Source organism: Streptococcus sp. FSL W7-1342, assembly GCF_037966635.1.
Lineage (GTDB): Bacteria > Bacillota > Bacilli > Lactobacillales > Streptococcaceae > Streptococcus > Streptococcus salivarius_D.
The window spans coordinates 768,379-787,532 of sequence record NZ_CP150200.1 but is presented as its reverse complement, the minus strand read 5'-3'; the positions used below and the strand labels follow the sequence as shown (position 1 = coordinate 787,532).

Sequence of the window (19,154 nt, the reverse complement as noted above, 5' to 3'; positions counted from 1 at the left end):
TTGAATACGCTTACATTATATAAGTATTAGTTTAAATCGTCAATAGTTTTAGTGGTTTTTTACTAAACTTTTACTAAAATATGGTTATTTTGATGAATTAAAATATTGGAAACCGATTTCATAGCTTACACTATGACCCTCCTCCAAGATGATATCTCCAAAATCTGTATGATTAACGGCATCTGGGAGTGTTTGAGCTTCCATAGCTATAGCTTCTCGTCCTTTTGCAATTGTTCCTCGATCTCTCGCAAAGTAAATATTATCCTCTATAATATCCATAGTATAAATAACTAAACCATTTCTGTTTGAGAAGATTTCGATACCATCTCCACTCTCTTTATCATGGAGAACAGCTACTTCTTTCACATGATCACAAGTTTCCCCTCCAACTACAAAGGCATCATCAAAACCATTATTTGCTTCAATTCGAGGTAGCAAGTCAGTTGTCTTTCTGAAATCATAATTCGTTCCATCTACATTAATTTTTTGTCCTGTTGGAATTAACTCAGAATCCAACTCTAAACGATAGTCTGAATAGATTTGTAACTCATGACTTGATAAATCCTGTTTGTCGCTAAGATTAAAGTAAACATGGTTTGTCGGATTAAAGACTGTTGACTCTGTAACATCGAAGGCTTCAAAGAGTATTGTTAAGCGGTTATTATTGTTAAGTCTATAACTAATAGAGACTGTAACATCACCAGGAAAGCCATCTACACTTGAATAAAGTCTTCTAATAAATTTTGTCTCAACATATTCATCATTCAGGTTTGTGACATAGTTCCAATTTTGAACCTGCATTCCTTTTGGACCGCCATGTAAACAGTTTTCTCCCTCATTCTTAGGAAGGCTATAAAGAACCATATTATGAGTATACGAAGCTTTCCCAATTCTTCCAGCAACCCTACCAATGGACTGGCAGGCACATAAATTATTCTTATAGTAATCCTCGTAATCACTGAAACCAAGTACTATATTTTTAAGAGCACCAGTTTCCGTTGGAACCAAAAACTCCTGAAGTGTGGCACCTGTTGTGAGTGTGGAAATGACAACACCATTATTATTTTCCATTGAAATTTTACTGACATCGCCTGAATCAACTTTTCCAATAATTTCGCAGTTTATTTTCATATTATTTCCTCAAAAAACAAAGAGTACAATAATTATATATACTCTTTGACCCTTTGTTTATTATTTTAATTATCCTCGATCATCGTACCCTTTTGGATGGCTAGAATGCCATGCCCAAGCACTTGCGATGATTTTTTCGATGTTATCAAATTGTGGTTTCCATCCAAGAACTGTACGTGCTTTTTCAGATGAAGCAATCAATGTATCAGGATCACCAGGACGACGATCAGCTTTTTCAGCTGGAATTTCTTTACCAGTTACCTTACGAGCGGCTTCAAGAATTTGAAGGTTTGAGAAACCTGTTGATGAACCTAAGTTAAAGGCTGTAGATTCATTACCTTTACGAAGATATTCAACAGCAAGGAGGTGAGCATCAGCCAAGTCAAATGGGTGAACATAGTCACGAACATTTGTTCCATCAGGAGTGTTGTAGTCATCACCAAAAATCATGATTTTTTCACGAACACCTTGAGCTACTTGGAGAATAATTGGCAAGAGGTGGGTTTCAGGACCGTGATCCTCTCCGATAGAACCATCAGGTTTGGCACCCGCCACATTAAAGTAACGAAGAGGGACATACTTGATGCCGTAAGCTTGGTCTGACCACTTCATAATGGTTTCCATCATAAGCTTGCTCTCACCATATGGGTTGATAGGATTTTGTGGTGTTGTTTCAAGAATTGGAATTTCTTCTGGGATACCGTAAGTTGCTGCTGTTGATGAGAAGACAATGTATTTAACACCGCATTCGTTCATAACTTCAAGCAATTTAACCATTCCAGCTGTATTGTTATCAAAATATTTGAGTGGTTTTTCCATTGATTCACCAACCAATGAATAGGCCGCAAAGTGAATAACGGCATCAACATCAGGATTTTCTTTGAAGACCTTTCTCATAAAATCTTGATCAGAGAGATCGCCTTGGTAGAAAATAGCATCTGGATGTACGGCAGCACGGTGACCGGTTACCAAACTATCTACTACTACTACTTTTTCTTGACCTTTTTCAACTAAGCGATCAACCATGTGAGAACCGATATAACCAGCTCCACCTAATACTAAAATTGCCATTTCTTATCTCCTTTCTTCAGAAAAAACAATTAATCAGCTAAATTTACAAAATCTACAAATGCTTTAAACTGATCTAAGCCTTCACTATTAGTCTTATAAACACCTGCATCTTCTAGTACACGAGCAAAGATATCTGCAACAGATTGTCGAACAACTTCTGTCACTTCCTCAGCCGTAACATTCGGATTTTGAGCTTTGAGTTCATCTGCCCATTCTTGGTGAATTGGAGCAACTTGGTTACCTTGACCTAATAGATAATCTTCAACATCTTTAAGTTCTGTTTTCAAACGAGGAGGAAGAATGGCCAATCCCATAACTTCAATCAAACCAATGTTTTCTTTCTTAATATGTTGAACATCTTTATGTGGGTGGTAGATACCGTCTGGATGTTCTTCAGAAGTTTGATTGTCACGAAGAACCAAATCCAATTCAAATTTGCCGTCTTTTCTACGAGCAATTGGGGTAATGGTGTGGTGAGGGTGTCCATCAGACTGAGCTAAGACTCCAGCTTTTTCGTCTGAATAACCACGCCAGCAATTTAAAATTTTGGTTGCAAGAGCAATAAGTCTTTCCTTATCTTCACTTCTTAAACGAAGAACTGACATAGGCCAATTAACAATACCAGTTTCAACATCAGAGTATCCATCAAAGCTAACTTTTTCTTTAATGCCTGCTACTTCCATTGGGAAAGTGTGGCGACCACCTTGATAGTGTTCGTGTGTAAGAATTGAACCACCTACAATTGGAAGATCGGCATTTGAACCTGCGAAGTAACCAGGAAATGCTTCAACAATTGATAGGAGACGACCAAACGTCAATGGACTGATGTGCATTGGTTCGTGCTTACCATAAAAGAAGATAGAATGTTCATTAAAGTAAGCATATGGTGAATATTGGAAGCCCCAGTCATTTCCTTCCATTTGGAAACGAATAACACGGTGATTACTACGTGCTGGGTGATTGATGCGACCTAGATAACCTTCATTTTCCATACAAAGTTGGCATTTTGGATAATCAGAAGCTACCGCATTTTTAGCTGCAGCGATGGCTTTTGGATCTTTTTCAGGTTTTGAAAGGTTAATCGTAATTTCCAAGTCACCGTATTTAGTAGGTGCTTTATAAGCAATGTTTTGTGCAATAGCTTTAACTTTTACATAATCATTTCGTTTACTTTGTACATAAAAGTCAGCAATTGCTTGCTCTGGGTTTGATTTATAGGTATCCCAGAAGTTACGATTGACAGCACTAGGGCTTGATGTAATCAAGTCCATGAGTTGAGCACCGATGATATCTTGTTCTTCATTAAGTTCACCTACAGAACCAGCTTTAACACCTGCTTGAAGCAACTGGTCTTTAAGGTCAATCAATTCAGAGCTTTCAGTTTCAACATCAGCAACTCCCTCTCCAACCAAAGCAAAAACTTTGTTTGTCAAATAGATACGGTCTAATTCCTCATAGTCACTGTTTTCAATAACCAAAGTTACAAAAGCGTTTACTAAATTTTCAGCCATAATCTCTACTTCTTTCTCATTAATCAAGTACTCGTGAACCACCAGCTACTTCAGCAATATAGAAGCTTGGTGCATAACCAACGACTTCTTCATAACGTTGACCAACTGCTTTTTTGAAATCTTCAACTTTATCTTTATTTACAAGTGCGATGGCACATCCACCAAATCCCGCTCCTGTCATACGAGCTCCAAGAACACCTTCTTGTTCCCATGCTGTGTGTGCCAAAGTATCAAGTTCAAGACCTGTAACTTCGTAATCATGTTCCAATGATACGTGAGAAGCATTCATAAGACGACCAAAGCCTTCCAAATCTCCTGCTTCAAGAGCTTTACGAGCTTGAAGTGTACGTTGATTTTCAAGAACTGCGTGACGGGCACGTTTGATACGATTTTCATCTTTAATCAAGTAGCTGTATGCATCAAATGTCCAGAGCTCCAATTCACCAAGTGTTTGGATATCAAGTTTTTCTTGAAGTTCAGATACAGCTGTTTCACATTCAGCACGACGTTCATTGTATTTAGAATCTGCCAATTCACGACGTTTGTTAGTGTTCATGATAACTACAACATTGTCTTTAAGGTCAAGCGGCACCAAGTCATACTCTAAAGTATTGGTATCCAAGTAAATCGCACGTTGATCAGCTCCCATACCAATAGCGAATTGGTCCATAATACCAGAGTTTACGCCGATAAAGTCATTTTCCGTTTGCTTACCGATTTTAACCAAGTCAAGGCGTTCCAATTTAAGGTCAAATAGTTTTTCAGCAATAACACCAATCAATAATTCCAAAGATGATGATGATGACAAACCTGATCCATTTGGAATGTTACCATAAACGTAAATATCCATACCTGAATCAATTGTATGCCCAGCTTCTTGCAAGAAATGAAGAACACCTTTTGGATAGTTTGTCCAGTTGTGTTCTTTTTCAAAACGAAGATTTTCAAGTGGTACTTCGATGATGCCCTTATCTTCAAAGTTACCTGAGAAGAAACGCAAAACTTTATCATCACGTTTACGGGCTGCTCCGTAAGTACCTAGGGTAATGGCTGCTGGAAAGACGTGACCACCGTTGTAGTCCGTATGCTCACCAATCAAATTAATACGACCAGGTGAAAAGAAAGTATGATCTGCTTCTACTCCAAAGACTTCTTTAAAAGCTTCTCTTAGTTGTGTTGTTTTCATAGAATTTTCCTCGCTTATTCTTTTTTACACTAACAGTGTAACCCCTTTCACAAGGAAAATCAATATTTTTACTGTTTTTTTAGTAAAAAATAGGTAAAATTTTAGAATTTATGATATACTTTGGATGAAAGGAGAACAATATGGCTACATTAAAAGACATTGCTTCATTAGCAGAGGTCTCAATCGCGACTGTTTCACGTGTTCTCAACCAAGATGAAAGCCTTTCCGTTACTGAAGAAACCAGGCACCGTATTTTAACTGCGGCAGATGAATTGGGATACACTAGACACCAAAAAAGCGGTAATTTTAAGAAAGAGAAACACCAGATTGCCATTATCCAATGGGTCAGTGAAGAAGACGAATTAGATGACATCTACTATTATAATATTCGACTCGGCATTGAAAAAAGGGCTCAGGAACTCGACTACGAGATTCTACGTTATTTCAATGACATTCCTTTTAGTCTCGCTGAAGAAGTCATAGGTATACTTTGTATCGGAAAGTTTAGTCGTGAACAGATTACTGAATTGGAATCATTGGGTAAATCACTGGTCTTTGTAGATAGTGATACCCTACTTCAGGGACATCCTTGTGTGACAACTGACTTTGAAAATGCTGTTCAGACTGCCCTCCAATATTTAAAAAAACAAGGGTGTCAATCAATCGGACTTTTAACAGGTGAGGAGAAGACAACCGACTTGCAAGAAATTATTCCTGATTCACGTCGGCGTGCCTATCGCAATTTTTGTATTGAAGAGGGAATTTACGACGCTAATCTCATTTTGACAGGAAACTTTAGTGCGCTATCTGGTTATGAACTTATCAAAGCTAAACTGGAGACAGAGGAGAAACTTCCAGATGCCTTTTTTGCCGCAAGTGATAGCTTAGCTATTGGAGCACTCAAAGCTTTTCAAGAAGCTGGCCTCATTGTTCCAGATCAGATTCAAATCATTTCTTTTAACGATACAATCATGGCAAAACAGGTATTTCCTCCCCTATCTTGTGTCACTGTCTACACTGAAGAAATGGGGCGAACTGCCATGGACGTCCTCAATAAGCAAGTCTTGTCCCCACGAGAAATTCCAACTCTTACCATGTTGGGTACGAAGTTAACCTTAAGGGGTAGTACGAAGGAAAAGACAATCCAACTGCCAACTAACCCATGATTACTCAATAGACTAAAAAGTGGTCGTCAACTGTAGGTTGACAACCACTTTTTATTTCATCTTCACACAAATGGCATCCCAGGCTTGGAGTTTGCCTTGGTCTGTAATTGGCTCTAATTCGGTATTTGCAATGACAACTTCTGCTCTTTCGAAATCATAACAGAAGTCTTGTTCTTGGTCTGATAAATTGACTACAACCAGATAGCTACTATCTTTAGTCTTACGAATATAAGCAAATACTTTTGAAGCTGTCTCCAAGAGTTCAAAGTCAGCATCTACCAACCAATCTTGAGTTTTACGAAGCGCAACGAGCTTCTGATAGGTATAGAAAATCGATTCTGGATTGGCAAGGGCTGATTCAACATTTATGTCCTTATAGTTTGGATTAACAGGTAACCAAGTCTTATCCGATATGCTAAATCCAGCATTTTTAGAAGTATCCCATTGCATTGGTGTTCGAGCATTGTCACGACCCACCTGACGGATTTGGTCCATGATAACTTCTATCGATGCCCCTTTTTCGAGAGCTTCTTTGGCATAGTTGAGAGATTCAATGTCATTCAATTCTTCCAAAGTTCTAAATGGATAATTGGTCATGCCGATTTCTTCGCCCTGATAAATGTAAGGTGTTCCCCTCATCAGATGAAGGAGGATAGCCAAGGCCTTAGCTGACTTCTCACGATAGACACCAGTATCTCCCCACATTGAGAGAATACGAGGCAGATCATGATTATTCCAAAAAAGTGAGTTCCACCCTTGTCCCAACTCTAACTCGGTTTGCCATTTATTAAAAATAGCCTTAAGCGCTGTAACATCCAACTCCTTCTCATACTCCCATTTAGGACTATCTGGCTTATGCTGAAGTCCAATATGTTCAAACTGGAAAACCATGGAAAGTTCTTGATTATCTGGATTTGAATACTGTTTAGCAATTTCAGGTGTTGCTCCCCAGGTTTCACCAACGGTTAGAAGGTCGTGCTTTCCAAAGCTTGCCTGGTTCATCTCCTTGATGTAATCGTGAAGTTTTGGACCGTTTGTATCAATCAGTTGATCTGGGATCTTACCAATCATATCAATCACATCCATACGGAAACCACCGATTCCCTTATCAATCCAGAAATTCATCATGTCATAAACTTTCTGGCGCAACTGTGGATTTTCCCAATTGAGGTCTGGCTGTTTCTTACTAAAGAAATGCAGATAATATTGCCCTGAGGTCTCATCATATTCCCAAGCGGAGCCACTAAAGATAGACACTAACTCATTAGGTTTGTCTCGCCAGATGTAGAAATCTCGTTCAGGACTTTCTGGATTTTCACGCGCTTCGATAAACCAAGCATGCTCATCAGAAGTATGGTTCACCACCAGATCCATGATAATTTGAATATCACGCTTCTTGGCCTCCACCAAAAGCTCATCCATATCGTTCATATCCCCAAAAATGTCCGCAATAGCCTCATAGTTAGCGATATCATAACCATTGTCGTCCATTGGGCTATCATAAACAGGAGAAAGCCAAAGAGCTGTAATTCCTAGCTTTTGAAGATAGTCTAACTTACTTGTAATCCCCTTGAGGTCACCGATGGCATCACCGTTGGAATCCATGAATGACTTGGGGTAAATTTGATAAATCGTAGCCTTGTGCCACCAGTATTTTTGCATAATTCTACTCCTCGTAGTTATTATTATCGTGAGTCTGATAGTTCTATTTTACGTTTTTCTAGAAGTTATGCAAGCGTTTTCTTTTGTTGTTTAAAACATTTCAATAACCTATACTCCAGACTCCTTAAACTTTTGGTAATATTGAAAAATAATAGAGTTGAAATGTAAGGTTAGCCTTTGCTTATTTTAACAATACAAAAAACGATGGTTAATACCTTAACCATCGCTTTTTACTTTTTGGGCAAGACCATAACAAAGCGCCTCCCCGTAGAACTTTCTTCAAATCTATAGCTAAGTTCCTCATGCTCTAAAAGGTATTTGACCACAAAAAGGCCTAATCCTCCTTCTTTCTTAGACTGAGCTTTAGTTGAAATATTTTCTTTAGATACACTCGTATTTTCAATGACAAAATCAGTTCCTTCATTTTCTAAACCTATTCGAATCACTCCACCCTTATCAGAATGCTTGACTGCATTACTGATGATATTTGAGAGAACCAATTTCAAAATAGCTAAATTCATGAAAATACTAGTTGCCGGAAGATAATTGTCAATTGATAGGGAGCGATTCTCAACCAACACTTGATTTTGAGTGAGTATCCGATTTACCACATCATCTAACTGAATCCACTCCTTATCACCACCTAATTCTTGAACAGAAGATAAAGACAGGATCTCTAGGACAATCTGGTTCATCTCATCGACGATGTCGAGGGAGACCGATAGGTAGCGGTCCCGATCCTTGTAGCGACCAATTTTATCTCGCATATTTTCTAGGATAATCTTCAAGCTAGCTAGAGGCGTCTTGAGCTCATGCGAGGCCCCCCGTAGGAATTCGACCTTCATCTGCTCCAACTTCAGATTTTCCTGTTTCTGCTGCTCTAGATTGTCGATCACCTCTAAAAGATGGTGATAGAGATCGTTAATCTGTTGCTTGAGGACGCCGATCTCATCCTGCGAATGGATGGGAAGACTGGCTGTCCGATCCAGCCGCTTCATCCGCTTGGTCATCTGCTTGATTTCAAGGATCGGAGCGGAAATCATGCGGGCATAGAGATAGGAGGCAATCAGCGATAGAACAAAGGAAGCAAGGAGACTATAGGGAAGAAAGCCCAGACTGATGTCCCGCGCTTCCTTTTGCGAATCGACAGTCGCTAAGAATTGCAAGGTTAAGTCTTTCCCTTCCTTGGTCTGAATCTTTCGCTCTTCAATGACCAGGGAATTATTCTGGCTGTCAGGGTTTACGAGTAGGTCATCCTTGACCTCTATGGCATTTTGTTTTTCCTTGCCCTTGATAGATATCTTGATATCATTAGTCTTGGAATAAAGGTCGATGACCGACTCAATGGTCCCTTCTTCCTGACCCTGGAAACTCTTGGCCAGTGCTTGCGATTTCTTCAAAATCGTCTGGCGCTGGGACTCGATATAGGTCGATGGAAAAATAAAGTAAACCGAAGCATGGAGAAGGATAACTAAGCTACTAAAAAGGGCAAAGGTGATCAGAAAGATTTTTGCAAAGATACTCCGTTTGGTCATGGTCTCTCCAATTTATAGCCGACATTGCGTACCGTAACGATACAGTCCAGCTCCAGTTTTTTTCGTAGTTCCTTGATATAGACATCGATCACCCGGTCGAAAGGAATCTCCTCCGTCTCCTTCCAGACGGCATCGAGGATCTGAGAGCGGGTCCGGGCCTTGCCCTCATGCTGGAGCAAGTATTCCAAGATTTCCAACTCCTTGGCATTCATGGAAATGGCTTGGCCTGCTAGGCTGGCTGTGTAGCTCTCAAAATCTACCCGTGCCTCTCCATAGGTGAAGACCCGGGAAGGCTGGAGCTTTTTAAAAATAGCTTCGATACGGACCTTCAAGAGGGACAAGGAGAAGGGTTTTTCCAGGTAGCCATCTGCCAACTCTCCAAAGGCTGTCAACTTATAGTCCTCGTCATGGAAGGCCGTCAGCATCAGGACAGGGACTGAGCTAGTCTTTCGGATGGTCTTGAGTACTTCCAAGCCATTGAGGATAGGGAGCTGGATATCCAGCAAGACCAGATCTGGCGCCTCTCTGTGAAAGAGGTCCAGGGCCTCCTGTCCATCGCCTGCTTCAAAGACCTCATAGTCACATTCCATGAGATAGTCGCTCATCCCTTCTCGAATCAGGACTTCATCTTCTACGATTAGTATCTTCATACACTTTCCTTTTTATCTATATATAGTCGCTTTCTTTCATTATACCGTTTTTTATAGGTGCAGCAAACTTATCATTCAACATCAACTAAGAGGTCTTTGGGTTTCTTGTGAAGAAGCCAGCGAGAAGAAATCAAGGATACCAAGCTTAAGATAAAGCCACCGACTAGAATGACTACCAAAAGTTGCTTAGGTTGGACTGTCATATGAATCTGAGTCAGAGTCTTACTGAAGCTCTCTGCTTCAGCCCCTCCACCGAGATTTGCAGCTAGAGATTCTTTTGTCATTTGCTTATTGATACCTTCCGTAACATTGGAAAGGACTGTTTTACCAACTTTTTCGGCAAAGAAACTCGCTAAACCATATGATAAAAGAAAGGCTGGTAAGGCAATCATCAGTAATTCCATTAAAAATTGACCCGCAACCTGTGTCTTTTTAAGTCCCAAGGCCAAAAAGATACCAACTTCTCTACGACGAGCATTTAACCATAAAATCAACAGAAGGGTTAGCAATAAACTTGTAAAAATGAGACTTCCAATAAACATACGATTTGCCACACGATACATCCCAAGAATAGATTCCTGTAAAGCAGGGTAGTTTGATGAACTCTTAACAAGATCGTAGAGGGTCCAGTTAATGTCCAACTTTTGAATCTTTGCTATCAAGGAATCAATATTTTGATCACCTTTAGCAAAGAAAGTGGCATCCTCATAAGTGGCAGTTTCTACGGTATTACCATAGAGTTTTGCTACTGTATCTAGATCAGTGATGAGGGTGTTTTCATACAACTCCTGAGCATAGGTAACGGCTGCTTTATTTTGACCAGAAAATAAACCTTTGATAGTCACTTCTACTGTTTCATCAGCCCTTTTTTCGTTATCAGCATCATAGAGATTAGATTTAAGCTTTACTTTATCTCCTACATTAAGACCATTCTTTTTAGCTAAATCTTCGTGCATCAAGATTTGATTATGATCCTTATCGGTTAGATGTTCTCCTTCAACTAGTTTATAAGCACCTGAAACAAATTTGTCTTCTTTTGATGAGTCATTGACTCCTGTCAACATCAAGGTAGACTTAAAATTTTTAGCACGTTCTGGCGACTGATTTTGTAGCGTTTGCTCTGTTTCGATAATCTCATGATCTAGTAAATCACCAATACCATTTATCCGTTTTATAGTCGAAACAATCCCTTTAGTCTCACTAATCTTTTTAATATCTTCTCCCTTAAGATTTCCAGCCCCACGAGGAGTTCCAGGATTCGTGTTACGATTAATCTGCATTGAAAAACTATTGGAAATTGACCCTAGACTCTTGGATGCAGCTTCTTGGGTTGCACTTCGCATAGCAAGTCCTAACAAACTAAGAGTACTCATCAAAAGAATAATAATTAACAGTAATAGTGACTTTGACCATTTTCGTGTAATATATGCAAAAGCGTTTCGAAACATAAGAGTCCTTTCTTTATTTTTTCTTTTCTATGAGTTGTTTCTTCTTCAACTCTAAAACCACATCAGATGCCTGAGCAACTTCCTTACTGTGCGTAACAACTATGACACATTTTTGGCGATCTAAGGCCATTCTTTTAAGGATAGCAATAATATCCTTCGCAGTTTCCTCGTCTAGATTTCCAGTCGGTTCATCTGCTAAGATAATTGGAGCCTCTGAAACCAAAGCCCGCGCAATAGCTACACGTTGTTGTTGCCCACCTGAAAGTTGCAGGACATTTCGATTAATTTGTTTTTCATCTAATCCCAATTCAGAAAGTATCTTCCTATCGGCATTTTTATTAACAAGTCGTACATTTTCTAAAGGTGTAAGATAATCAATGAGATTGTAATTTTGAAAAACAAGCGCAACATGGTGTCTACGGTGATAACTAGAGCCTTTTTTCTTGATATTTTCTCCATTAAACAAAACCTGCCCCTTCTTGGGATAATCAAGACCTGCCAAAAGTGAAAGTAAGGTCGATTTTCCCGCTCCAGATTGCCCAATAATACTATAAAATTTACCTTTCTCGAAACGATAATTCACCTTCGAGAGGATAGCTTCACTTTTATTTTGATAACTATACGTAACATCTTTGAGTTCTAACATAGTGTTCCTTTCTCCTTAACTCATATTAGATAAGATTTCTTTTGGAGTTTTGCGCCAAATGAGACCTGTTGTCACACCGAGCGATAATATTACCAAGACTAGAAGACTTAGATAAGATTGGCCTAAAGGTAGTCCCTGAGGTATTTGATCTAATAACTGAAGAGTCTGCTGCTGTCCTTGCTGTCCTATAAATTCTTGCAAAAACAGTCGACTTAGTAGCCGTCCAATAGCAAGGGCAGGTAGCAAAGACATAAGGGACACCAACAATATCTCCATAAGAAATTGAGCAAAAATGCGTCCCTTACTCTTCCCAATTGCTAAAAGAATACCTATCTCATGATTTCGCTCACGCGTCCATAGTGCCATTAAAAATGAGAGGATCCCTGCTCCTGTAACAATTAAACTAATCATCATCGTTCTGACGATTCCTTGTAGCGCTTTAGACGATTCCTTCAAGGAGTCAAAAGCCTTACGGTCCTCGTCTAAACGTAGACGATTCCAATCGATATCCAATTGTTCCACTTGTTTAATGACTTGATTGATTCTATCTGGATTCTTAATACCAAAGGATAATTTTGTCACTAACTTATCAGTCAAATTAAGCAGTTGGCTATTATCGTCATAATGGAGGAAGATTTGATTTTCACTTAAATCTGAGGACATTCCAGTAAATGTCTCCTCCTTCTTGCCAGAAAAAATACCAACGATATCAAAGGTCATTTCCCTAGCTCCACTTTCAGTCATCTGGAAATTGGACAAGGTCAGCTTATCTCCGACGCTTAGCTTATTTTTCCTAGCAAGCGATTCATGAATCATAATTTGCCTTTTAGCAGATATGTGCTTCCCCTTAATGAGTTGAAAAGCACCACTCCTAAAATCAACACTTTGGCCTGTTTCCTTAGTAAAAGTGGCTCCTAAGGCTTGATTAGCCTCATTATCAAGATCATCACGTTCCACCGTTTGTTTTCCTGTAACTACCTTCTTATCGATAAGTCGCACCGGACTTACATATTGAGGTATCGTTGAAATCACATCAGATAGATGACTAATCTTTGCCCCCTCTTTCCAGGAAAAGGCACTCCCTCTTTCTTTACTTACCAGATCAAAACTTGCCCCACTTGACTTCCTGATTTGTGCCTCCATTCCTCCACCAACTTGCATAAGAGAAAAACAAAAATACAAGCAAGATAATATCAAAAATAAAATAAGAAAAAGGATAAAATTCCGCGTTTTTTTGCGGAAAATATAAGCAACTGCCTGTTGTAAGAGAACCATCTTCCACCTCCATTTAAGACATTGGCCCTCAGCTACACCAAAGATAAATGAGGACTCTTCATTTTTCTTATCCTAATTATAGACGACAAATGTGAAACCTTTATGAAATTCAATATTCTAAAGTGATTGTTATCTAAAAATCTAACTGCTGAGATGAAAACTCCAATTAAATAATAACTCTAAAGGACTATCATAAAAAAATACGTTTCATGATTGACTTCACCTCTTTTTCTCCCATAAATCGTCTCTCGCCAATAGCATTTACCCTCGGCATTTGATATAATTTTTCTCAGAGGTATTTTTATTTATGAAGAAACAAGCTTTTAGTTCTGAACAGTATTTGAATCTGCAACGCGACCATATTTTGGAGCGCATTAACCAGTTTGACGGCAAGCTCTACTTGGAGTTTGGTGGTAAGATGTTGGAAGACTTCCACGCTGCCCGCGTCCTTCCTGGTTACGAACCTGACAATAAAATCAAGCTCCTTCAAGAGCTCAAAGATCAGGTTGAAGTGGTCATTGCCATCAATGCAAGCAATATCGAGCACTCTAAGGCTCGTGGTGACCTTGGCATTTCCTACGACCAAGAGGTGCTTCGTCTGATTGATAAATTCAACGAGCTCAATATCTATGTGGGTTCTGTTGTTATTACGCAGTATTCTGGTCAACCTGCAGCTGATGCTTTCCGTAACCAATTGAAAAAAAATGGCATTACGTCTTACATCCACTACCCTATCAAGGGCTATCCAACGGATATGAACCATATCATTTCTCCTGAGGGTATGGGGAAAAATGACTATATCAAGACTAGCCGTAACCTTATCGTCGTTACTGCTCCTGGTCCTGGTTCTGGTAAATTGGCGACATGTATGTCTAACATGTACCACGACCAAATCAATGGAATCAAGTCAGGTTATGCTAAATTTGAAACCTTCCCAGTTTGGAATTTGCCACTTCATCATCCAGTTAACTTGGCCTATGAAGCTGCCACTGCAGACCTTGATGATGTCAATATGATTGACCCATTCCACTTGGAAACTTATGGCAAGACTACGGTAAACTACAACCGTGATATCGAGATTTTCCCAGTCCTCAAACGTATGCTTGAACGCATCCTTGGTGAGTCACCTTACGCTTCACCTACAGATATGGGTGTTAACATGGTTGGTTTTGCCATTACGGATGATGAGGCCGCCAAAGAAGCTTCTAAACAAGAAATCATCCGTCGCTACTATCAAACTATTCTTGATTTCAAAAATGAACGTGTTCCTGAAACTGCTGTCAAGAAAATTGAGTTGCTCATGAACGATCTTGGCATCACTCCTGAAAATCGCCAAGTGGTCGTTGCAGCACGCGCTAAGGCTGAAGAAACAGGTGGTTCTGCTCTTGCCCTTGAATTGCCAAATGGCCAAATTGTCACTGGTAAAAATTCAGAACTCTTTGGTCCAACTGCGGCTGCTTTGATCAATGCTATCAAGACTTCTGCAGGTATTGATAAGGATACTAAACTTATCGAGCCTGAAGTGGTTAAACCTATCCAAGGTCTGAAAATTAACCATTTAGGTAGCCGTAACCCTCGCCTCCACTCAAACGAAATCCTCATTGCTTTGGCTATCACAGCTGCTAACAATGCGGATGCAGCGCGTGCCATGGAGGAACTTGGTAACCTCAAGGGTTCTGAAGCCCACTCAACCATCATCCTTACTGATGAAGATAAAAATGTTCTCCGTAAGCTTGGTATCAATGTGACCTTCGACCCTTACTATCAATACGACAAATTGTATCGTAAATAATAGATCACTAGAAACATCAAAGACCTCAGTTTTACTAACTGAGGTCTTTTAGAATTGCATTTAGCTGGAGAAAGAAAAAAGGGAGACTCTATCGAGTTCCCTTTTTGATAACCCACTCTTTCCTCTCGACCCGTTCCCAATGAAAAGGGAGTGGCCTAGCATTATTATGAAAAAGTGAGTTAAAGGTATCAAACAGAGGGCTAAGCCACTCCCGATTCTAATCAGCCTACGATTTCTAACTTGAGAAAAGGTAAGCTAAAAAGCAAAATTATAGTAGATAGGACTGCAACAAGTGGGAGGTAACGGCCTCCAACAAGATAGAGTAATAATGGCGCTATCGCTATGAAACGATTTAGAAAATTGCTAGTAACACGAACGGTTTGTCCGTCCTCTACAGTAATAGTGTTAGACTTGTAACCCAATTTTCCAACACTTAAACGAGCTTTTGATGATGGTAGGGAAACATTCACTGCTTCCACCCCAGAAACTGTCCCCACAAGACTACTGTCTACACGAATAGGACTCTTTCTAGCTACCTTGCTCGCTTCAATTGTTATACTAGCCACTAGCCATCTCCTTTTCCTATCTTTCTACTTATAGTATACACTTTTTGAAACGCTTACACAAGTGAAATGACTGTTAAATCAGGATTTCTTGAAAATGTTTTATGTTTTCAAAAGTTCTTAAACCGCTTTGAGGAACTTTTAAATTATTGGATTTTAAATAGTAAAAAGTGCTCAGTCCTATCAGATATAGAACTGAACCCTTTCCTATAAGAATTTGTCTATCCTGTTTGGATAAGTGCCAGAGGGGGATAATATTCCTATACGGGAATAGTGGCACCTCCCCTACAAAAGACCAAATTTACTTAGGCTAATCCATGAACATAAGCATCTACAGCAACGATGGCTTGAGCAATATCAGAAGCCTTCACTTCAAATGGCATTTGATGAATAGTTTCTCCTTCGATTGTTGCTTGTTGACCAACCTTGAGAAGATCTTCGTAACTTGCATTTTCTAGATGCATTTCTTTAAGAGTGGTTGGCATGCCAATTTGTTGATAGAAACGAATGTATTTATCCAAAACTTCTTTTGGACGATTTTCTAGGAACAATTGTACAAGAGTTCCGTAGGCTACTTTTTCACCATGAGTCAAATGGTGAATATCGCCAGTGAGGGCTGTGAAACCATTATGGATGGCGTGAGCCGCAGCCAAGCCACCACTTTCAAATCCGATACCACTGAGAAGGGTATTGGCTTCAATGATGTTTTCAAGGGCTGGCGTTACCACTTTTGCTTCACAGGCAGCCATGGCTTGTAGACCATCCGCAAAAAGGATTTCTTCACAACGTTCAGCAATGGCAACACCAGCAAGTGTTTGGTGTTTGCCTAGCATGGTTTTACCATTTGCTTGCATAACTGCTCGAGCTTCTACCCAAGTTGCTAAGCCATCTGCAATACCAGATGCTAACAAACGTTTTGGTGCTTGAGAGATAACCTTACTATCAACCAAAACCAATTCTGGGTTCTTAGAATAGAAGATGTAGCGTTCAAAGGCACCCTCGTCCGTATAGATAACAGACAAGGCTGAAACCGGAGCATCTGTAGATGCAATGGTAGGAGCAATCACTACTGGTGATTTTAGAAGATCTGCGATGGCTTTAGCACTATCAATAGTCTTACCGCCACCTAGTCCAATGACTAAATTACAGCCCTTTTCTTTGGCCAGGCTTACCACACGATTAATTTCATTATCTGAAGCTTCACCATTAAAGAAGACTGGAACAACTGTAAGTCCATTTTGAACGAGGTATTCTTCGAAACGTTGACCCACAATGTCATAAACTACTGAATCACACAATAGTACAGGATGACTTCCTAGTTCCAAAATGGTTTTTGCATTTTCAAATAAGGCGTTTTCACCTTGAATGTAACGCGACGGACTTGCAAAATTTCTCATAGTCTTTCTCCTTTGACATAAATGTATTTATATAGAATCAATTAAACGACCTTAGTTCTATGGAATATAGAGCTAAAAACTCACTTTAATTGACAGCATATCTATTTGGAGTCAGTACATAAGTCTAATTTTTTACTCTGTTTTCAAAACTCCTACTCTTCTTCTGGGTAGGTCAAACCCCAGTCTTTACGGAGTTGTGTCATGAGATCCATGACATCTCGGCTGTAATTGAGGTAGGTATGATCATCCTCGCCTGCAACAGCTGCTTCCATATCGAGGACCTCATACTGGAGGGCTTTAGCGGTTTCTCCGGCCTCAATGACTTCTTGTGAGCCATCTTCCGTATAGGTGATGACCGCCTTTTGCCCACGTGGGTATTCATAAAGTTCGATATAGCCCTTGTCATAAGCGATGGTGCCACGTTTAGGCTGTTTGGCGTGAAGACTTAGCGTCACCGTCGCCATTTCCCCTTCTGCATTGGTAAGGAGAATACCCGCTTGTTCATCAACACCAGTCGGAGCTAGCTTGACCTGTGAGACCATCTCTGTCGGTTGCGACGTCATAAACCAACGTACAAAGGAAAGGGCATAGACACCGATATCAAGTAAAGCTCCACCAGCCAGATTACGATTGAAAAAGCGGTTGGTCATGTCATATTCTTTATAAGAACCGAAGTTCATCTGGATGACCTTGAGAGGTCCTAGCTTACCACTTTCCACGATTTCAGAGAGTTTTCGATAGATAGGCATATGGAAAATGGTCATGGCTTCTGCCAGTTTCACATGATTTTCTTCGGCGAGTTGAATAGCTTCTGCCAATTCCTCACTGTTTAGAGTGATGGATTTTTCACAGAGGACATGCTTGCCAGCTGCGAGGGCCTTGCGAAGGTAATTAATATGCGTATTGTGAGGCGTTGAGATATAGATAATATCCACTTCAGGGTCTTCAAAGACTTGGTCAATCTCTTCATAAACCTTTTCAATGCCATATTTTTCAGCGAAGGCTACTCCCTTGTCGTAGGTACGATTGGCAACGGAATAGAGTTTCCCGCCAAGAGCTCCCAAGGCTTGTGCCAATTCGTTAGCAATAACGCCAGTTCCAAGACTAGCCCAGTTGTACTTAATTTGATTTGTCATAGTTTTCCTTTATTCTATTTTTGAATAGTCAATTCATTAATCTGAGATAAGATTTCAACCTCACTCGCTCCTGCCTGAAGCAAGGCTGCAGCCGCATAGGCCCCCTCTATGAGAGGTACCTGTTGAATAAGGATTTCCTTGTCTGAAAATTCCTCAAGCATTTCCAAATTCATACGTGCACTGCCCAAGTCGTAAAAAGCCAAGAGTCGGTTGGCTGGCTGACTGTCCACAGCCACTTGCACATGGTCAAAACTAGATCCCAAGCCACCATCTTCCAGACCACCTGTAGCCGTCAAAGGGATATCTGGAGCGACTTCTCGAATCAGGCTCACTAAACCTTTAGCAATATCCGCAGAGTGGGACACAATCACAATTCCAAGTTCTGGCATATCCTAGCCCTCCGCTTCTAGCAAGGCTTTGAAGAGTAGCCCAGACGAATAAGAGCCTGGATCAATGTGACCAATTGAACGCTCACCTACATAAGAGGCACGACCCTTGGTAGCTGCAACTTCCTTGGTTGAAAGAACAGCTTGATCAATGACATCATTGGTGAGTTGTCCTTGTTTGACAGCTTCAACAACCGGATGCCAAACATCAACCATGGTCTTTTCACCGGCTTCTGCATGGCCACGTTTTTTAATCATCTCGAGACCTGCCTCAAGCACTCCTGCCAAATCTTGACCAGCTTGTTCAGCCTTCATCATGCCCATAAAGGCAGACCCATAAAGTGGACCTGAGGCACCACCAACCTTACTAATCAAGGCCATAGACACCGCCTTGAACACTTCTGCTGCACTTTGTGGTTCAGTGCTGTTAATAGCCTCAATGGCTGCCGCCATGCCACGCGCCAAGTTAGCACCATGATCACCATCTCCAATAGGACCGTCTAATTCAGACAAGTGGTCTTTTTCTGCTTCAACTTTTTGATCAAAGCCTTGCATCCATTTTACTGCAACTGTTTTATCCATAATATACCTAATTTCTA

17 protein-coding genes are annotated in these 19,154 nt (G+C 40.2%); 2 read left to right on the top strand and 15 right to left on the bottom strand.

Annotated features, from left to right (window positions below; translation table 11 throughout):
* Positions 1-84: 84 nt before the first annotated feature.
* The 4 genes from NSQ79_RS03425 to NSQ79_RS03410 form a co-directional block, all read right to left on the bottom strand.
* On the bottom strand, positions 85-1,131 hold the full coding sequence (locus tag NSQ79_RS03425) for a galactose mutarotase (protein ID WP_014634731.1): 1,047 nt from the start codon (positions 1,129-1,131) through the stop codon (positions 85-87).
* 69 nt (positions 1,132-1,200) lie between these two features.
* Complete coding sequence (gene galE / locus NSQ79_RS03420) at positions 1,201-2,202, bottom strand: UDP-glucose 4-epimerase GalE (protein WP_014632921.1); 1,002 nt, start codon at positions 2,200-2,202, stop codon at positions 1,201-1,203.
* Positions 2,203-2,231: 29 nt separating this feature from the next.
* On the bottom strand, positions 2,232-3,713 hold the full coding sequence (galT, locus tag NSQ79_RS03415; RefSeq protein ID WP_049528011.1) for a UDP-glucose--hexose-1-phosphate uridylyltransferase: 1,482 nt from the start codon (positions 3,711-3,713) through the stop codon (positions 2,232-2,234).
* A 19-nt stretch (positions 3,714-3,732) separates the two neighbouring features.
* Entirely contained in the window at positions 3,733-4,899 is a 1,167-nt protein-coding gene (locus tag NSQ79_RS03410) for a galactokinase (protein WP_045772298.1), read from the bottom strand.
* 140 nt (positions 4,900-5,039) lie between these two features.
* Here NSQ79_RS03410 and NSQ79_RS03405 point away from each other — a divergent pair, with 140 nt between their 5' ends.
* Complete coding sequence (locus NSQ79_RS03405; protein WP_045772297.1) at positions 5,040-6,065, top strand: LacI family DNA-binding transcriptional regulator; 1,026 nt, start codon at positions 5,040-5,042, stop codon at positions 6,063-6,065.
* Between the two features lie 51 nt (positions 6,066-6,116).
* Here NSQ79_RS03405 and NSQ79_RS03400 read toward each other — a convergent pair whose 3' ends face one another.
* From NSQ79_RS03400 to NSQ79_RS03375, 6 genes are all read right to left on the bottom strand, one after another.
* A complete protein-coding gene (locus NSQ79_RS03400) occupies positions 6,117-7,727 on the bottom strand; it encodes an alpha-glucosidase (RefSeq protein WP_339313861.1) in 1,611 nt (536 codons plus the stop codon).
* Between the two features lie 230 nt (positions 7,728-7,957).
* Positions 7,958-9,262 carry a HAMP domain-containing sensor histidine kinase gene (locus tag NSQ79_RS03395; RefSeq protein ID WP_149561403.1) on the bottom strand — a complete coding sequence of 435 codons (1,305 nt, stop codon included), beginning with the start codon at positions 9,260-9,262 and terminating at the stop codon, positions 7,958-7,960.
* Complete coding sequence (locus NSQ79_RS03390) at positions 9,259-9,912, bottom strand: response regulator transcription factor (protein WP_045772294.1); 654 nt, start codon at positions 9,910-9,912, stop codon at positions 9,259-9,261. Before NSQ79_RS03390 ends, NSQ79_RS03395 begins: the two co-directional genes overlap by 4 nt.
* 71 nt (positions 9,913-9,983) lie before the next feature.
* Complete coding sequence (locus tag NSQ79_RS03385; protein ID WP_045772293.1) at positions 9,984-11,360, bottom strand: ABC transporter permease; 1,377 nt, start codon at positions 11,358-11,360, stop codon at positions 9,984-9,986.
* Positions 11,361-11,373: 13 nt separating this feature from the next.
* On the bottom strand, positions 11,374-12,006 hold the full coding sequence (locus NSQ79_RS03380) for an ABC transporter ATP-binding protein (RefSeq protein WP_002885283.1): 633 nt from the start codon (positions 12,004-12,006) through the stop codon (positions 11,374-11,376).
* A 15-nt stretch (positions 12,007-12,021) separates the two neighbouring features.
* Positions 12,022-13,281: an FtsX-like permease family protein gene (locus NSQ79_RS03375; RefSeq protein WP_164332086.1), complete on the bottom strand. Its 1,260-nt coding sequence runs from the start codon at positions 13,279-13,281 to the stop codon at positions 12,022-12,024.
* Positions 13,282-13,588: 307 nt separating this feature from the next.
* Here NSQ79_RS03375 and NSQ79_RS03370 point away from each other — a divergent pair, with 307 nt between their 5' ends.
* Positions 13,589-15,073 carry a DUF1846 domain-containing protein gene (locus NSQ79_RS03370; RefSeq protein WP_164332087.1) on the top strand — a complete coding sequence of 495 codons (1,485 nt, stop codon included), beginning with the start codon at positions 13,589-13,591 and terminating at the stop codon, positions 15,071-15,073.
* A gap of 221 nt (positions 15,074-15,294) precedes the next feature.
* Here the strand turns inward: NSQ79_RS03370 and NSQ79_RS03365 are convergent, their stop codons facing one another.
* The 5 genes from NSQ79_RS03365 to dhaL form a co-directional block, all read right to left on the bottom strand.
* Positions 15,295-15,639: a hypothetical protein gene (locus NSQ79_RS03365; protein ID WP_045768544.1), complete on the bottom strand. Its 345-nt coding sequence runs from the start codon at positions 15,637-15,639 to the stop codon at positions 15,295-15,297.
* A 302-nt stretch (positions 15,640-15,941) separates the two neighbouring features.
* The gene (locus NSQ79_RS03360; protein WP_004182244.1) at positions 15,942-17,033 is read right to left on the bottom strand and encodes a glycerol dehydrogenase; all 1,092 of its coding nucleotides are present in this window, start codon (positions 17,031-17,033) and stop codon (positions 15,942-15,944) included.
* A 152-nt stretch (positions 17,034-17,185) separates the two neighbouring features.
* Positions 17,186-18,169 (bottom strand): Gfo/Idh/MocA family oxidoreductase, encoded by a 984-nt coding sequence (locus NSQ79_RS03355; protein WP_070849495.1) that lies wholly within the window; start codon positions 18,167-18,169, stop codon positions 17,186-17,188.
* A gap of 14 nt (positions 18,170-18,183) precedes the next feature.
* A complete protein-coding gene (gene dhaM, locus NSQ79_RS03350; protein ID WP_021143900.1) occupies positions 18,184-18,558 on the bottom strand; it encodes a dihydroxyacetone kinase phosphoryl donor subunit DhaM in 375 nt (124 codons plus the stop codon).
* Between the two features lie 3 nt (positions 18,559-18,561).
* Complete coding sequence (dhaL, locus tag NSQ79_RS03345) at positions 18,562-19,137, bottom strand: dihydroxyacetone kinase subunit DhaL (RefSeq protein ID WP_045768541.1); 576 nt, start codon at positions 19,135-19,137, stop codon at positions 18,562-18,564.
* Positions 19,138-19,154 lie beyond the last annotated feature (17 nt).

What these genes read in the sequence shown, in the direction of transcription:
- NSQ79_RS03390 (WP_045772294.1), bottom strand. Translation starts at nt 9,912, where the DNA reads ATGAAGATACTAATCGTAGAAGATGAAGTCCTGATTCGAGAAGGGATG.
- NSQ79_RS03425 (WP_014634731.1), bottom strand. Translation starts at nt 1,131, where the DNA reads ATGAAAATAAACTGCGAAATTATTGGAAAAGTTGATTCAGGCGATGTC.
- dhaM (WP_021143900.1), bottom strand. Translation starts at nt 18,558, where the DNA reads ATGCCAGAACTTGGAATTGTGATTGTGTCCCACTCTGCGGATATTGCT.
- NSQ79_RS03385 (WP_045772293.1), bottom strand. Translation starts at nt 11,360, where the DNA reads ATGTTTCGAAACGCTTTTGCATATATTACACGAAAATGGTCAAAGTCA.
- NSQ79_RS03400 (WP_339313861.1), bottom strand. Translation starts at nt 7,727, where the DNA reads ATGCAAAAATACTGGTGGCACAAGGCTACGATTTATCAAATTTACCCC.
- NSQ79_RS03410 (WP_045772298.1), bottom strand. Translation starts at nt 4,899, where the DNA reads ATGAAAACAACACAACTAAGAGAAGCTTTTAAAGAAGTCTTTGGAGTA.
- NSQ79_RS03405 (WP_045772297.1), top strand. Translation starts at nt 5,040, where the DNA reads ATGGCTACATTAAAAGACATTGCTTCATTAGCAGAGGTCTCAATCGCG.
- NSQ79_RS03360 (WP_004182244.1), bottom strand. Translation starts at nt 17,033, where the DNA reads ATGAGAAATTTTGCAAGTCCGTCGCGTTACATTCAAGGTGAAAACGCC.
- NSQ79_RS03375 (WP_164332086.1), bottom strand. Translation starts at nt 13,281, where the DNA reads ATGGTTCTCTTACAACAGGCAGTTGCTTATATTTTCCGCAAAAAAACG.
- NSQ79_RS03370 (WP_164332087.1), top strand. Translation starts at nt 13,589, where the DNA reads ATGAAGAAACAAGCTTTTAGTTCTGAACAGTATTTGAATCTGCAACGC.
- dhaL (WP_045768541.1), bottom strand. Translation starts at nt 19,137, where the DNA reads ATGGATAAAACAGTTGCAGTAAAATGGATGCAAGGCTTTGATCAAAAA.
- NSQ79_RS03380 (WP_002885283.1), bottom strand. Translation starts at nt 12,006, where the DNA reads ATGTTAGAACTCAAAGATGTTACGTATAGTTATCAAAATAAAAGTGAA.
- NSQ79_RS03395 (WP_149561403.1), bottom strand. Translation starts at nt 9,262, where the DNA reads ATGACCAAACGGAGTATCTTTGCAAAAATCTTTCTGATCACCTTTGCC.
- galT (WP_049528011.1), bottom strand. Translation starts at nt 3,713, where the DNA reads ATGGCTGAAAATTTAGTAAACGCTTTTGTAACTTTGGTTATTGAAAAC.
- NSQ79_RS03355 (WP_070849495.1), bottom strand. Translation starts at nt 18,169, where the DNA reads ATGACAAATCAAATTAAGTACAACTGGGCTAGTCTTGGAACTGGCGTT.
- galE (WP_014632921.1), bottom strand. Translation starts at nt 2,202, where the DNA reads ATGGCAATTTTAGTATTAGGTGGAGCTGGTTATATCGGTTCTCACATG.